Source organism: Amycolatopsis sp. N2S4-7, from assembly GCF_058119595.1.
Map to the genome: position 1 here is coordinate 9,079,107 of NZ_CP172299.1, position 14,841 is coordinate 9,093,947.

The following is a 14,841-nucleotide window of genomic DNA, read 5'->3' on the forward strand; positions in this document are numbered from 1 at the left end:
TCTCGCCGTGGCCCCAGTCCCGGTAACCGAGACGCAGGTAGAGGCGGGCCGCGTCGTGGTTGTCCGTCCGGACCGCCAGCGCGACCTGCTCGTGGCCCTGTTCGACGAGGTGCTGCTCCACCGCTCCCACCAGCGCCTGGCCGACGCCGCGGTTGCGCAGGTCGTCGTGGACCTGCAGGTGGGTCAGCAGCGCGACGCCGGGCAGGTGCCGGCGGATGGGCCACTCCTCGGCTTCCTCCAGCCACAGGTAGACGTTTCCGGCCGGCCGGCAGTCGAGCCAGGCGAAGAACAGGACGCCGCGGCCTTTCCGCTGGCGGTCGAGGCGGTCGATGAGGAATCGGCGGTCGCCCAGTGCCGCGGCGAACGGAACCAGGTCTGCGGAGTGGGCCGCCCGTATCCAGGGCTCGGTCATCGGCAGGAACTCCTGTTCGCCGGGGCACCACCAGTGTGCCAAGGCCCGGGTTCCTTGACCAGGTCGGCGAGCCCGGACCCTGCTTTCGTCGGGGTGCCTCAGGCCGCGGTGAGGTCGTAGACCGTCACTCCGTCCACAGTAGAGGCCTCGTAGTGCGAAGCCACCCACTCCGCGATCTGCTGGGCCGCGTCCGAGCCGGTCGAACCCTGCATTGTCATGCCCTCACCGAGGAAGTAGTGGATCTGGCCGTTCGCCACGTACTGCTGGAACTGCGCCAGCGTCGGGTACGGGTCGGTGCCGTTGAAGCCACCCACCGCCATCACCGGGGCGTCGCTCGCCAGCTGGTAGCCCGCTGCCGCGTTCGAGAGCACCGTCGCCGCCGTCCAGGTGTACTTGGCCGCGTCCTTGCGGAGCAGCTCCGTCAGCTGGGTGCCCGGCATCGTCGTCGTGAGGAGGGAACCCGGGCCGCCGCCACGACCGCCGCCAAAGCCGCCGAAGCCGCCGCCGAAACCCGATGACGGGCCGGCCGAGGGGATCGCTCCGCTGTGCGTCGTCGCCGCCGTGGCCAGCGTGTACGCGCCGCTGCCCGTCAGGAGCACCGCCAGCGCGAACGCGGCGACCAGCGATGCCGCCCACTGCGTCAGGTGTGCCGCGAAGAACAGCGCGACCGCGGCCAGCAGCCCGCCGACCAGCACCGTCGGGGCCAGCCACGGCTGCCAGGACGACGCCGAGAGCAGCAGGTACGTCGTCAGCGCCGTCAGCGCGACACCGCCGCTGAGCAGCCCGGACGCCGCCGGCTGCGCCCGCAGCCACCACAGCTGGACGGCCGCCGTGCCGACCAGTGCGGCGATCGCCGGGGCCAGCGCGACCGTGTAGTACGGGTGGATGATCCCGCCCATGTAGCTGAACACCAGCGCCGTCACCAGCAGCCAGCCGCCCCACAGCAGCAGGGCGGCCCGCGAGCGGTCGGTGCGCGGCGCCCGGCGCGTGAACCACAGGCCGGCGCCCAGCGCGAGCAGCGCCGCGGGCAGCAGCCAGGCGATCCCGCCCGCCATCTCACTGCCGAACAGCCGCGTCAGGCCGGTCGAGCCCCAGCCGCGGCCGGCGCCGCCGCCGACGCTGCCGACCTCGTCGCCGGTGATCCGGCCGAAGCCGTTGTAGCCGAAGACCAGCTCCCACAGCGAGTTCGTCTGCGACCCGCCGATGTACGGCCGGTCGGCCGCCGGCCACAGCGCGACGACCACGAGGTACCAGCCCGCCGCGGCCACCGTCGCCGCCAGCGCGCCGAGCAGGTGCAGCAGCCGCTTGCCGAGCGACGCCGGAGCGGCGACGAGATACGCGAGAGCGAACGCGGGCAGCACGAGGAACGCCTGCAGCATCTTCGCCAGGAAGCCGAAGCCGACCGCGACGCCGGCCAGGGCGAGCCAGCGCGGGCTCGCCTTCTCGAGCGCGCGGACCACGCAGTACGCGGCGGCGACCAGCAGCAGCACCAGGAGGGCGTCCGGGTTGTTGAAGCGGAACATCAGCGCCGCCGCCGGGGTCAGCGCCAGCACCAGGCCGGCGACCAGCCCGGCGGCCGGGCCGGAGGTCCGCTTGACCGTCGCGTGCAGCAGCCAGACCGAGCCGACCCCCATCAGCGCCTGCGGCACCAGGACGCTCCACGCGCTGACGCCGAACAGCCGCGCCGACAGGCCCATCACCCAGAGCGCGGCCGGGGTCTTGTCGACGGTGATCGCGTTCGCGGCGTCGCTGGACCCGAAGAACAGCGCCTTCCAGCTCTGCGAACCCGCCTGCGCGGCCGCGGAGTAGAACGCGTTGGCCCAGCCGGACGCGCCGAGGCCCCACAGGTAGAGCACGGCGGTCGCGAGCAGCAGCGCGGCGAGCGCGGGCCGGTGCCAGGTCCGGCGGGCGGGCGGAGACGGGGTCACGGCGGGGGTTTCAGGTGACGCGAGAGCGGCTTCTTTTCGGGGGCCCCGGGTGGCGGAGCCCCCGGCCCGGGGCGAAGCCCCGGATGTCACAGCGGTCATGGGGTCAGCTTCCGGTCTCGAGCTGGGGCCGGGTTGTGCCGACGCTGTGCACTCGCTGTGCGGGCACGGTCACGGGGAGGCGCACGGCGAACTCCGTCCGGCCGGGGCGGCTGTGCACCTCGATCGAGCCGTGGTGGGCGACGACGACGGCGCACGCGATCGCCAGCCCGAGCCCGGTGCTGCCGGCGGTGCGGGAGCGCGACGAGTCGCCGCGCGCGAACCGCTCGAAGACGTCGGGCAGCAGGTCCGGCGCGATGCCGGGGCCGTCGTCGGTCACCGTGAGCACGGCGCTGTGGGTGTCCTTCGTGCGGGCGAGCGCCGTCACGACCGCGGTGCCGGGCGGGGTGTGCGTGCGGGCGTTGGCCAGCAGGTTGGCCAGCACCTGGTGCAGGCGCTGGACGTCGCCGTGCACGAGCACCGGGTCCGGCGGCAGTTCCAGGAGCCACCGGTGGTCGCGGTCGGCGACCCGGGCGTCGCCGACCGCGTCGGCGACGAGCCGGGTGAGGTCGACTTCGCGCGCTTCCAGCGGACGGCCCGCGTCGAGCCGGGCGAGCAGCAGGAGGTCTTCGACGAGCGCCGTCATCCGGACGGCCTCGGACTGGATCCGGCCCATCGAACGGGCGACGTCGGGCGGCACCAGCGCGCTGCCGCGGGCGGCCAGTTCGGCGTACCCGCGGATCGCGGCCAGTGGCGTCCGCAGCTCGTGGCTGGCGTCCGCGACGAACTGCCGGACGCGGATCTCGCTGTCGTGCCGCGCTTCCAGCGCCTGCGCGACGTGGCCGAGCATCAGGTTCAGCGCCGAGCCGACCTGGCCGACCTCGGTCCGCGGGTCGGTGTCGGCCTCGGGGACGCGGATGGACAGCGCCACCTGGCCGCGGTCGAGCGGCAGCTCGGTGACCCGCCCGGCGGTGGCCGCGACGCGGTCGAGCGGCCGGAGCGTGCGGCGGACCGCGAACGCGCCGAGGAACGCCGCGCCGAGCACGCCCGCGGCGGCGACGCCGAACAGGATCAGCCCGACGGTGAGCAGCGTGTCGTTGACCGGCTGCATCGGCAGGCCGGTGACGACGACGTCACCCGTCGCGGTGACCCGCAGCGCCATCAGCCGGTACTCGCCGAGGTCGTCGAAGGACACCGTGTGCGGCTTGCCGTCGACGGGCACCGACCGCATGACGGCCTGCTGGGCGTCGGTGAGCTTCAGGCGCTCGCCGTGTTCCGAAATGCTCTCGTCGTGGACGAGCCGCTGCCCGGAGAAGGTGCCGCTCACCGTGCCGACGTTCTGCCCCAGCGGGTGCTCGCCCGTCTGGCCGTCCGGCTGGGGCTGCGGGCCGCCGTCCTGCGGCGCGGCGTTGCTCGCGAAGACCAGTGAACGGGTCGCCGCGGCCGACAGCTGCTGGTCGACCTGGCGGGTGAGGAAGACGTCGAGCGCGAACTCGCTGACCACCCCGACGACCAGGCACACCACGGTGAGCAGCGCGACCATCGAGCCGGTCAGCTTCGTGCGCAGCGAGAGCCGCCCCGGCCGGCCGATCCGGTGGGGGCGGGGCGGGGTGGTGCGCGCGGCCATGGCTTCAGCGTCCGTCCGCGCCGTGTGTGCGGGATGTGTGCTGCCTGTGAGGCGGCTGTGCGGTGACCGGGTGTCCGATTCCTCCGGTCACAGGAACGGCTGACGGCAGGCACAGTGCGCACACAGCGACCGGCTCCACCGTGGATCGCACCGAAGGATCTCGTCAAGGAGCAACACATGACCACACCGCAGGCACCGTCCACTTCGGACCAGACATGGGGCGCGGCGCCCGCACCGGGGACGCCCCCGCGGCCGAGCCGGTCGCCGGGCAAGAAGATCGCGGCGGGCGCCGTCGCGGTGGCCATCGTGGCCGGCGGGGGAGCGGCGATCCGGGCCGCGTCGTCGTCGGCGTCCACCGACGCCGCGGCCGGGCCGGGCGGGATGACCGGCGGCCCCGGCGGCATGACCGGCGGCCCGGGCGGCGGTCTGGGCTCGGCGTTGCACGGCGAGTACGTGTCGTCGGACGGAAACGGCGGCTACGTCACGAAAATCCTCCAGACCGGCAAGGTGACGGCCCTGAGCGCGACGTCCCTGACCGCCCAGAGCGACGACGGGTTCTCGAAGACGTACACGATCACCTCGGCCCAGGCGACGGGTGTGGCCGCGGGCGACACGGTGACGGTGGTGGCGACGGAATCCGGCGACTCGGCAACGGCGACTTCGGTGACCGAAGGGGAAACGGGCGCTCAGGCACCCGGAGGTGGCCAGCAGGGGACGCCGCCCCCGGGAGCGCCCACGCAAACCGGCTGACCCGCGGCGGCGGCCCGGGGGTCAGCGGCGGTCGTAGTCGACCGCGACCTCCGGGGTCGTCGCCCGCGCCCGGCACGTCAGGATCCGGCACCCCGCCACGTCGTCCTCCGTGAGGGCGTAGCGGACGTCCATGTCGACCTGGCCGTGCAGCAGCGTGGCCCGGCACGTGCCGCACGCGCCGCCCGTGCACGAGTACGGCACCTCGAACCCCGCCCGCAGGGCCGCGTCCAGCACCGTCTCGCCGGCCTCGGCCGCCACGCACGTCGTCGTGCCGCCCAGGGTCACCGCCAGCCGGGCGGGCGTTCCCGCCGGGTCGCGCAGGGGCGCCGCGCCGCGGAAGAGTTCGAAGTGGACGTTCTCCTCCGGGACGTCCGCGTCGGCCAGGGTCCGCCGGGCCAGGTCCGTCAGGCCGCGCGGCCCGCACAGGAACCACTCGTCGACCTTCGCCGGGTGCAGGCGGTTCTGCAGCAGCGCGCGCAGCCGCGTCCCGTCGAGGCGCCCGCGCTGGTACCGCTCGTGCGAGATGGCGAGCGCCTCGCCGACCGTGTCGAAGTGCCGCGGCCGGTGCGCGTGCAGGTCCGGGTCGCGCTCGTCGGTCCGGTAGTGGACGACGTGCAGCCGCCCGCCGAAGCCGTCGGCGAGCGCGCTCAGCTCCCGCGCGAACAGCGTCGTCGCGCCCGAAGTGTTGACGTACAGCAGCGTCGCCCGGCTGTGCGGCTCCGCGGCCAGCGCGCTGACCAAGATCGACAGCACCGGCGTGATGCCGCTGCCCGCGGCCAGCGCGACGTAGTGCGCGGTCCGCGAAGGATCCGGTGTGAGCGTGAACCCGCCGGACGGCGGAAGGACGTCGAGGAAGTCGCCCGCGGCCAGCGTCGTCGTCGCGAAGCCCGAGAACGCGCCGCCGGGACGCCGTTTCACCGCGATCCGCAGCTCGCCGGAGTTCGCCGGCGCGCAGATCGAGTACGTCCGCCGCACGGCCTGCCCGTCGAGCACCGCGCGGACCGCCACGTGCTGGCCCGGCGTGAACCGGAACTCCGCCGCCAGGTGCGGCGGGACGTCGAAGGTGATCGCGACGGCGTCCGCGGTCAGCGGCCGGACCTGCCGGACCCGCAGCCGGTGGAACCGGCTCGGGCCGAGCGGCGGCGGCTCCGGGCAGGGCTCCCGGTCGCCGAGGTCGTCCGCCAGCCGCCGCCACGCGCGGTACTCCGCCGGCGTCAGCTCCCGGCCCCACGCCGTGATGATCGGGACGTCGCGGGCCAGGTACGCCTCGCGGTTGTCCTTCCACGCCCGCAGGTACCGGTAGAACGGCACGGCGGGGTGGAGGTGGTGCACCAGGTGGTAGTTCTGGTACAGCATCATCGGCGTCATCAGCCACTCCAGCCCCACCCGCACCCGCGTGGTGCCGAACTTGTCCCGCGGCTTCGCGGCGGGCAGGCCGTGGTGCGGCAGCCAGTCGAACCACCAGGCCAGCACGGCCAGCCCGAGCCGCTGCGGCAGCAGGTACCCGAGCAGCAGCTCCCGGCCGTGGCCGGCGGCGATCAGCGACGCGGCCGCGGCGAACGCCAGCGACAGCAGCACGATCGTTTCGGCCCGCTCCTGCGGTGGCCGGCCGCGCACGCGGGACGCGTAGAACCGCGCGTACCAGAAGTCGATGGTCAGCCAGCGGAACGGCAGCGACCACCAGGCGCCCTGCGACGTCCACGCGTCGGGGTCGGTGTGCGAGTCCGCGTTGGTGTTGCGGTGGTGTTCGCTGTGGATGAACCGCAGCAGCGGGAACGAGGCGTAGGCGGCGACGAACGGCATCGCCAGCCGGCCGAGCAGCTCGTTGACCCAGGTGAGCTTCCCGGCGGCGTGGTGCGCCGACTCGTGCACGACCGTGAACATCGTGAAGGTGACGATCGCGTGCAGCGGCACGGTGAACACCGGCGGCGCGACGCCGGCCAGCAGCAGCCAGGTCGCGGTCACCCACAGGGCGACACCGCCGGCGAACAGCAGGAGCGTCGGCACCGAGAGGCGGGGCAGCGGGATGCGCGGCGACGGCACCGCGCGGGACGGCACCGGCGACGACGTCCCGGAGCCACGCGGCGGGGTATCGACGACGGGCATCGAGCGGTCTCCTCGGTCGAGAAGCTCCTGGCGAGGCGGGAGTCACCGTAGACAACCGATCGGCGTTTGTAAACGTTGTAGCAGGCTTCGAAAAAAGGTGTCGGCCAGCGGAACGGAAGCGCCCGGTAAGCTCGTGGTGTGAAGGCCGTCACCCACCCCGGCCCGGCGCGCACCCGGGAGCGGCTGCTGGCCGCGGCGGCGGAGCTCATCGCCGCGGACGGCTGGGCCGCCGTGACGATGGGCAAGCTGGCCGCGCACGTCGGCGTCAGCAGGCAGACCGTCTACAACGAACTCGGGTCCAAGGCCGAGCTCGCCGAGGCGCTGATGCTGCGGGAGACCGACCGCTTCGCCGAGCGCGTGACCGAAGTCGTGCTCGCCCACCCGGGCCGCCCGGTCGACGGCGTCACCGCGGCGTTCCGCCACACCCTCGAAGCGGCGCGCGTCAACCCGCTGCTCGAGATCGCGCTGGGCGGGGTCCAGGGCGGCCGGGACGACTTCCTCCCGCTGCTGACGTCGCGGCCGGAGGCGGTGCTCGGCCGGTCGGTCGACACGGTCGCCGCGCTCTTCGCGCACTGCTACCCCGAGGTCCGGCTGACGCCGTCGGAGTGGGCGGTCGCGGTCGAGGCGTTCGTCCGGCTGCTGCTCTCCCACCTGGTGCAGCCCAGCGGCTCGGCCGAGCACGCGAGCGGCCAGATGCGCTGGGTGATCGGCCGGATGCTCGGGCAGTGACGCCGCAGGTGGCCCCCGCCCGGGCCGCGCGGGCCACTGGCCTAGACTCGGACGTCCCGGTCTGCAGGTGACCGGGGCCATTTCCGCAGGATTGTCCACCACAATCGTTACCGCTCGAGGAGAAGACCTTGAAGAGCACCGTCGAGCAGCTCAGCCCGACGCGAGTCAAGATCAATGTCGAGGTGCCGTTCGACGAGCTCAAGCCGAACTTCGACCGCGCCTACCGCAAGATCGCCCAGCAGGTGCGCATCCCGGGCTTCCGGCCCGGCAAGGCGCCCGCTCGCGTCCTGGAAAGCCGGATCGGGCGTGGCCCGGTGCTCGACGAGGTCGTCAACGAGGCCATCCCGGCGAAGTACATCGAGGCCGTCCGCGAGAACGAGGTCCGCACGCTCGGCAACCCCGAGTTCGACGTGACCAAGCTCGAGGACCGCGACGTGCTCGAGTTCACCGCCGAGGTCGACGTGCGCCCGGAGATCGAGCTGCCCGACCTGGACGGCTTCGCGATCACCGTCGACGACGTCGAGCTGAACGAAGCCGAGGTCGACGAGCAGCTCGACGAGCTGCGGGCCCGCTTCGGCACGCTGACCGGCGTCGAGCGCCCGGCCGAGACCGGCGACTTCGTCTCGATCGATCTGGCCGCGACCGTCGACGGCGAGGCCGTCGAGGAGGCCGCCACCTCGGGGCTGTCCTACGAGATCGGCTCCGGCCAGCTCGTGGACGGCATCGACGAGGCGATCGTCGGCGCCACCGCCGGCGAGACGAAGACGTTCACCACCCAGCTCGTCGCCGGTGAGCACGCCGGCAAGGACGCCGAGGTGACCGTGACCGTCCAGTCGGTGAAGCAGCGCGAGCTGCCCGAGGCCGACGACGAGTTCGCCCAGATGGCCAGCGAGTTCGACACCATCGAAGAGCTGAAGAACGACCTGCGCGAGCGGCTCGGCCGCGTCAAGAAGATGCAGCAGGGCGTCCAGGCCCGCGACAAGGTGCTCGAGGAGCTCCTGGAGCGCACCGAGGTGCCGATCCCGGAGAAGGTCCTCGACTCCGAGATCGAGAACCGCAAGCACGACGCGATCCACCCGTTCGACCACGACGAGGCCCAGTTCGCGCAGGCCCTCGAGGCCGAGGGCCGCACGCTCGAGGAGTTCGACGCGGAGACCCGCACCGAGTCGGAGAAGGCCGTCCGCACGCAGCTGCTGCTGGACACCATCGCCGACAAGGAAGCGGTCTCGGTCAACGACGGCGAGCTCACCGAGCGGATCATCTACCAGGCCCAGCGCTTCGGGATCAGCCCGGACGAGTACGTCCAGCGCGCCCAGCAGTCGGGCCAGCTGACCGCGATCTACGCCGACGTCCGGCGCGGCAAGGCCCTCGCCTCGGTGGTCCGCAAGGCCACCGTGACCGACGGCTCGGGTGCCGAGGTCGACCTTTCGGAGCTGTTCGGCAGCGACGAGCCGGCCGTCGACGCGGCAACCGAAGAGACGCAGGTCACCGACGAAACGGCGAAGACTCCGGCGGAGTGAAGCTGTGAGCGAACTTGGGCGGTGTCAGGCATTCTGCGCCGCCCAAGTTCGTTAGGGTCGGATACAAGATCTCAAGCATCTGAAACGACAGCGGCGGCCGTCAGCACCGGGCCGCTGCCGGCGAAAAGGCAGGCAGACGTGACGCAGCACACGCCCGAGGCGCGGACCGGCACCGCAGGGCTCACCCTCACCGACTCGGTGTTCGAGCGATTGCTCCAGGAGCGCATCGTCGTCCTCGGTTCCGAGGTCAACGACGAGATCGCGAACCGCATCACCGCGCAGCTGTTGCTGCTCGACGCCGACGACGCCGAGTCCGACATCCGCTTCTACATCAACTCGCCGGGTGGCTCGGTCACCGCCGGGTTCGCCATCTACGACACGATGCAGCTGATCCGCCCCGACGTCGCGACCTACGCGATGGGCATGGCGGCCTCGATGGGGCAGTTCCTGCTCTCCTCGGGCACGCCCGGCAAGCGCTACGCGCTGCCGCACGCGCGCATCCTGATGCACCAGCCCTCGGCCGGTGTCGGCGGCACGGCGTCGGACATCGCGATCCAGGCGGACCTGTTCAACAAGTGGAAGCAGGAACTGGCCCGGATCACCGCGGACCAGACCGGGCAGACCGTCGAGCAGATCATCAAGGACGGCGACCGCGACCGCTGGTTCACCGCCCAGGAGGCGAAGGACTACGGGTTCGTGGACCACGTCCTCACCGCCGACATCGCCCGCGCGGGCTCTCGCTGAGCCCGAAGCACCAAGGAGACTTTCGATGAGCAACTTCAGGCTCCCGGGTGACTTCCGGGCTCCGAACATCCCCCAGTCGCGGTACATCCTGCCGTCCTACGTCGAGCGCACCAGCTACGGCGTCAAGGAGTCGAACCCGTACAACAAGCTGTACGAAGAGCGGGTCATCTTCCTCGGCGTGCAGGTCGACGACGCGTCGGCCAACGACGTCATGGCCCAGCTGCTGCACCTCGAGCACGAGGACCCGGACCGCGACATCCTGGTCTACATCAACTCGCCGGGTGGCTCGTTCACCTCGCTGATGGCGATCTACGACACCATGCAGTTCGTCCGCCCCGACATCCAGACGTACTGCCTGGGCCAGGCCGCCTCGGCCGCCGCGGTGCTGCTGGCGGCCGGCACGCCCGGCAAGCGCTACGCGCTGCCGAACTCGCGCGTGCTGATCCACCAGCCGGCCACCGAGGGCACCTACGGGCAGGTCTCCGACCTGGAGATCCAGGCGAACGAGATCCAGCGGGTGCGGCGCCAGATGGAGGTCATCCTGGCGAAGCACACGAACAAGGACCCGGACCAGATCAAGACCGACATCGAGCGGGACAAGATCCTGACCGCCGAAGAGGCCAAGGCGTACGGCATCATCGACGAGGTTCTGCCGTACCGTAAGGCGTCGGCTCTGTAGATCCGCCAGGCCGGTGTGTGTCGAGAAGACGACATACACCGGCATCCTGGTTTAGGGTCGTCCTCTGACGTGCTCCCGGCGCTCGCGGGTGTTCCCGCTCACGGCATCGGACGGGTACCGTCAGTGGCAATGCGTGAGGCTCCGCTCGGTCGTGCGTGACCGCGGGTCGCACCGTCGCAACACACGTCAGGCGCGGACAACCGCGCCGGAGGGGACGAGGTCAACGGCCATGGCACGGATCGGTGACGGCGGAGACCTGCTGAAGTGTTCTTTCTGCGGGAAGAGCCAAAAGCAGGTGAAGAAGCTCATTGCCGGCCCCGGGGTCTACATCTGCGATGAGTGCATCGACCTCTGCAATGAGATCATCGAGGAGGAGCTGGCCGAGGCCGGCGACGTCAAGCTCGACGAGCTGCCCAAGCCCGCCGACATCCACGAGTTCCTCGAGCAGTACATCATCGGTCAGGAAGACGCCAAGCGGACCCTCGCGGTAGCGGTCTACAACCACTACAAGCGGATCCAGGCGGACGACAAGGCCGGGCCGAAGGACTCCAAGGAGGAGTCGGTCGAGCTCGCCAAGTCGAACATCCTGATGCTCGGCCCCACCGGGTGCGGCAAGACCTACCTCGCGCAGACGCTCGCGAAGCTGCTGAACGTGCCGTTCGCGATCGCGGACGCCACGGCGCTGACCGAGGCGGGGTACGTCGGCGAAGACGTCGAGAACATCCTGCTCAAGCTCATCCAGGCGGCGGACTACGACGTCAAGCGGGCCGAGACCGGGATCATCTACATCGACGAAGTCGACAAGATCGCCCGGAAGAGCGAAAACCCGTCGATCACGCGGGACGTCTCCGGCGAGGGTGTCCAGCAGGCGCTGCTGAAGATCCTCGAGGGCACCACCGCTTCGGTCCCGCCGCAGGGCGGCCGCAAGCACCCGCACCAGGAGTTCATCCAGATCGACACGACGAACGTGCTGTTCATCGTGGCCGGCGCGTTCGCCGGGCTGGAGAAGATCATCAACGAGCGGGTCGGCAAGCGCGGCCTCGGCTTCGGCGCGGAGATCCGCACGAAGTCCGAGATCGAGGAGAGCGACGTCTTCTCCGACACGATGCCCGAGGACCTGATCAAGTTCGGCCTGATCCCCGAGTTCATCGGCCGGCTCCCGGTCGTGGCGACGGTCAGCCACCTGGACAAGGAATCGCTGGTCAGCATCCTCACCCAGCCGCGCAACGCCCTGGTGAAGCAGTACAAGAAGCTCTTCGAGATGGACAACGTCGAGCTCGAGTTCACCAAGACCGCGCTCGAGGCCATCGCCGACCAGGCGGTCCTGCGGGGCACGGGTGCCCGCGGGCTGCGCGCCATCATGGAAGAGGTGCTGCAGCCGGTCATGTACGACATCCCGAGCCGCGACGACGTGGCGAAGGTCGTCATCACCGAGCAGACCGTCCGGGAGAACGTGAACCCGACGATCGTCGCCCGGCAGCCGACGCGGCGCGCGCGCAGCGAGCGCGGCGAGAAGTCGGCCTGAGGCCGGGCGTCTCCGGGCCACCCGGCCCGGAGACCGACAGGAAAAGCTGAATGACTGCTGACTCTTTCCCGGGTTCCGGGGGCACGGTCCCCGGTGGCGGCGTGCAGGCGCCGCCGCCACCGGATCCGGCCCCGGTGCCCGCCGGGGACGCCCCGGCCGGGACGGCCCTCGGGTTCCGCGAGCTGAGCGAGCGCGTGATCGCGTCCGTCTTCGACCGGTACCCGTGGCTGAACCGCGTGCTGATGGGCGTGCTGGCCGTGTTCACCGGCACGTGCGTCGTGGCCGTGGTGGCGCGGCTGTCGCCGTTGCCGCTGATCCCGGTGCCGTTGTTCGTCGTCGCGGGCTACGGGCTGTGGCAGGCCCGCGGGGTGACCGACCGGCGTCAGCTGTTCAACTGGGTGCTGCTGTTCGCCCTCGCGACCACGGTCGGCTTCTGGCTGATCTCGGTCGTGGGCCGATGGGTCGAGTGAATTCCCTCCGTCCGGAGGGTTTGACGCTGCCGCCGGTTGGGTAAGACAACCCCGTGGTAGATGCCCTCAGACCGTTCCGGCATCCGGCACTCTTCTATCGCGGTGACAGCGAGTACCTCGACGGCGTCATTCCGTTCCTGCTCGACGGCCTCGACCGGGGCGAGCCGGCGGCCGTCGCCGTTCCGGGCCGGAACCTCCTGCTCATCGAGAAGGCGCTGGAAGACCGGGCGGGCGAGGTCCGGTTGATCGACATGCAGCGAGCGGGCCGCAACCCCGGTGCCATCCTGCCGTCGGTGCTGCTCGCCTTCGCCGGTGAGCACCCCGGTCCGGTGCGCATCGTGGGGGAGCCGATCTGGAACGGCCGCTCCGACGTCGAATACCCGGCGTGCGTGGAGCACGAAGCCCTCATCAACAACGCCTTCGCGGGCCGCGACCTGGCCGTGCTGTGCCCGTACGACCTCGCGGAGCTGCCGCTGGAGGTCCTCGCCGACGCCGAGCGCACCCACCCCGAGCTGTGGGGTCCAGCAGGGCCGTTCGTCAGCCCGCGCTTCGACCCCGACGGCGTGCGCGCGGACTTCACGCGGCCGCTCGCGCCGCCGCCGGCCGCCGTCGAGCGGACGTTCGACATCGGGCAGCTGGCGTCGTTGCGCGGCTTCGCGGAGATCTGGGCCGCCCGGCACGGCCTCCGCCGGCCCCGGCGCGACGACTTCGCGCTCGCGATCGCCGAGCTGACCACGAACAGCGTGCTCTACGGCGGCGGCACCGGCGTGCTGCGGCTGTGGGCGGAGCCGGAGCAGCTGATCGGCGAGGTGACCGACGCCGGCACCATCCTCGAGCCGCTGGCCGGCCGCGTCCCGCCGTCGGCGACGACGCTGGGCGGCCGGGGGTTGCTGCTGGTCAACCGCCTGGCCGACCTGGTCCGCACGTACTGGGTGCCGGGCCGCACGACGACCCGGGTGCACTTCCGCTGCGGCTGAGCCGGTTCAGTCGGTGCGGGGGACGTGCTTGCCGAGGAAGCTGATCAGGCTCGGCACCACCGTCCGGTTGAACGGGTCGCCGTGCTTGCCGTGCGCGGTGTGCGCGACCGCCGGGTGCGCGGCTTCGATGTAGCGGCGGACGCCGGTGATGAACGGGTCCTCCGTGCCGCACCAGATGCCGTTGGCCACGCCCTTGGTCTCGTCGACGTGGCGCAGCGGGTCCAGCGCCGTCCAGTCCTGGAGGCCGGTGAAGATGTGCCGCTTGGCCATCTCCTGCCACGACAGGATCAGCGCCGGGGCGAGCGTCGCGACGGCGGCGGGCGGCTGGCGCCGCTCGACCCGGCGGCGCGTGTAGACGAGCGCGCCGAACCCGCCCATCGAGACACCCGTGCAGGCGAACGGCTGCCCGGTGGGGCCGGCGAAGCCGCGGGCCCGCAGCCACTGCGGGACCTCCTCCAGCAGCATCGCCATCGGGTCGTCGCCGGGGTGCACCTGGTGCCAGTAGTTGTCGCCGCCGTCGACGGCCACGAAGCCGAACGCGGGGACGGCCTTGCGGGCGACGTCGCTGGCGAGCTGCTTGAGCGTGCCGGTCGGCGCGGCGCTGCGGGCGTTGCCGTGCAGGCCGTGCAGCACGAGCGACATCGGGAGCCCGCGCGGCGGCGTCTTCGACGGCAGGATGAACACGAGGTCGACCATCCGGCCCCGGGCGGCGGAGTAGACGCGTTCGACGCGGGTGCTGCCCAGCTGGGTCGTCGGGTTCGACGACGCCACGCCCAGCGCCCGCTGCAGGGCCTGGCTGAAGGGCAGCTTGCCGGTCGCGGTGCCGACGGCCAGCCCGGTCACGGCCAGCCCGGACGCACCCGCGATCAGCACCGAACGGCGGCTGAGCCACCGGCGCGCGTCACGGACCGCCGCCCCCACGGCGTCGCTCCGCTCACCTTCGGAGGGCTCGCTTGCGGAGCGCTCGGTTCCGGCGGCGGGCTCGGTCCCGGAGGGCTCGCCCGCGGAGCGCTCGGGCTCGACGCCGCTGCGCTCGATCCCGGAGGGCCCGCCCTCGGCCCCGGCAGAGAGCTCGGCCCCGGCGCGCGTACCCGCGGAGCGCGCGGCCCCGGCAGAGAGCTCGGCGTCGGAGCGCCCGGCTCCGGAGGGCTCGCCCGCGGAGGCGCCGCCGCACTCGGCCCCGGCGCGCGCACCCGCGGCGCGCGCACCCGCGGAGCGCGCATCCCCGGAGGGCTCTGCGTGCCCGTGCTCCCCGTTTTCGTCGTTCACCTGTCTCCGTCCCCACCTGCTACTACCAGGACGCCGCGCGCCTGCTCCGCGTTCCCCTCACGTCCTGTC

12 protein-coding genes and 1 pseudogene are annotated in these 14,841 nt (G+C 72.0%); 8 read left to right on the forward strand and 5 right to left on the reverse strand.

What is annotated here, in order from left to right; genetic code table 11:
* Window positions 1-25: 25 nt before the first annotated feature.
* The 3 genes and pseudogenes from ACH54P_RS42685 to ACH54P_RS42695 form a co-directional block, all read right to left on the reverse strand.
* A pseudogene (locus ACH54P_RS42685) lies at window positions 26-412 on the reverse strand (GNAT family N-acetyltransferase); the annotation flags it as partial.
* A gap of 98 nt (window positions 413-510) precedes the next feature.
* Complete coding sequence (locus ACH54P_RS42690; protein ID WP_489908990.1) at window positions 511-2,340, reverse strand: glycosyltransferase family 39 protein; 1,830 nt, start codon at window positions 2,338-2,340, stop codon at window positions 511-513.
* A 103-nt stretch (window positions 2,341-2,443) separates the two neighbouring features.
* Complete coding sequence (locus tag ACH54P_RS42695; protein ID WP_489908991.1) at window positions 2,444-4,003, reverse strand: sensor histidine kinase; 1,560 nt, start codon at window positions 4,001-4,003, stop codon at window positions 2,444-2,446.
* A 177-nt stretch (window positions 4,004-4,180) separates the two neighbouring features.
* Between ACH54P_RS42695 and ACH54P_RS42700 the strand changes: the two genes are divergently transcribed.
* Entirely contained in the window at window positions 4,181-4,753 is a 573-nt protein-coding gene (locus tag ACH54P_RS42700) for a hypothetical protein (protein ID WP_489908992.1), read from the forward strand.
* A gap of 21 nt (window positions 4,754-4,774) precedes the next feature.
* Here the strand turns inward: ACH54P_RS42700 and ACH54P_RS42705 are convergent, their stop codons facing one another.
* Window positions 4,775-6,859: a fatty acid desaturase gene (locus ACH54P_RS42705; RefSeq protein WP_489908993.1), complete on the reverse strand. Its 2,085-nt coding sequence runs from the start codon at window positions 6,857-6,859 to the stop codon at window positions 4,775-4,777.
* 138 nt (window positions 6,860-6,997) lie between these two features.
* On the opposite strand from ACH54P_RS42705, the gene ACH54P_RS42710 reads away from it, so the two are divergent.
* From ACH54P_RS42710 to ACH54P_RS42740, 7 genes are all read left to right on the forward strand, one after another.
* The gene (locus tag ACH54P_RS42710) at window positions 6,998-7,588 is read left to right on the forward strand and encodes a TetR family transcriptional regulator (protein WP_489908994.1); all 591 of its coding nucleotides are present in this window, start codon (window positions 6,998-7,000) and stop codon (window positions 7,586-7,588) included.
* A 128-nt stretch (window positions 7,589-7,716) separates the two neighbouring features.
* Window positions 7,717-9,108 carry a trigger factor gene (gene tig, locus ACH54P_RS42715; RefSeq protein ID WP_489908995.1) on the forward strand — a complete coding sequence of 464 codons (1,392 nt, stop codon included), beginning with the start codon at window positions 7,717-7,719 and terminating at the stop codon, window positions 9,106-9,108.
* Window positions 9,109-9,246: 138 nt separating this feature from the next.
* Window positions 9,247-9,852, forward strand: coding sequence for a ClpP family protease (locus tag ACH54P_RS42720; protein ID WP_086839928.1), 606 nt, complete (start codon window positions 9,247-9,249; stop codon window positions 9,850-9,852).
* A gap of 25 nt (window positions 9,853-9,877) precedes the next feature.
* Complete coding sequence (locus ACH54P_RS42725) at window positions 9,878-10,531, forward strand: ATP-dependent Clp protease proteolytic subunit (protein ID WP_489908996.1); 654 nt, start codon at window positions 9,878-9,880, stop codon at window positions 10,529-10,531.
* A 229-nt stretch (window positions 10,532-10,760) separates the two neighbouring features.
* Window positions 10,761-12,056, forward strand: coding sequence for an ATP-dependent Clp protease ATP-binding subunit ClpX (gene clpX / locus ACH54P_RS42730; protein ID WP_285449452.1), 1,296 nt, complete (start codon window positions 10,761-10,763; stop codon window positions 12,054-12,056).
* 50 nt (window positions 12,057-12,106) lie between these two features.
* Complete coding sequence (locus tag ACH54P_RS42735) at window positions 12,107-12,526, forward strand: hypothetical protein (RefSeq protein ID WP_489908997.1); 420 nt, start codon at window positions 12,107-12,109, stop codon at window positions 12,524-12,526.
* A gap of 53 nt (window positions 12,527-12,579) precedes the next feature.
* Entirely contained in the window at window positions 12,580-13,503 is a 924-nt protein-coding gene (locus ACH54P_RS42740; RefSeq protein ID WP_489908998.1) for an anti-sigma factor RsbA family regulatory protein, read from the forward strand.
* 6 nt (window positions 13,504-13,509) lie between these two features.
* Here the strand turns inward: ACH54P_RS42740 and ACH54P_RS42745 are convergent, their stop codons facing one another.
* Window positions 13,510-14,424: an alpha/beta hydrolase gene (locus ACH54P_RS42745; protein WP_489908999.1), complete on the reverse strand. Its 915-nt coding sequence runs from the start codon at window positions 14,422-14,424 to the stop codon at window positions 13,510-13,512.
* Window positions 14,425-14,841: the final 417 nt, after the last annotated feature.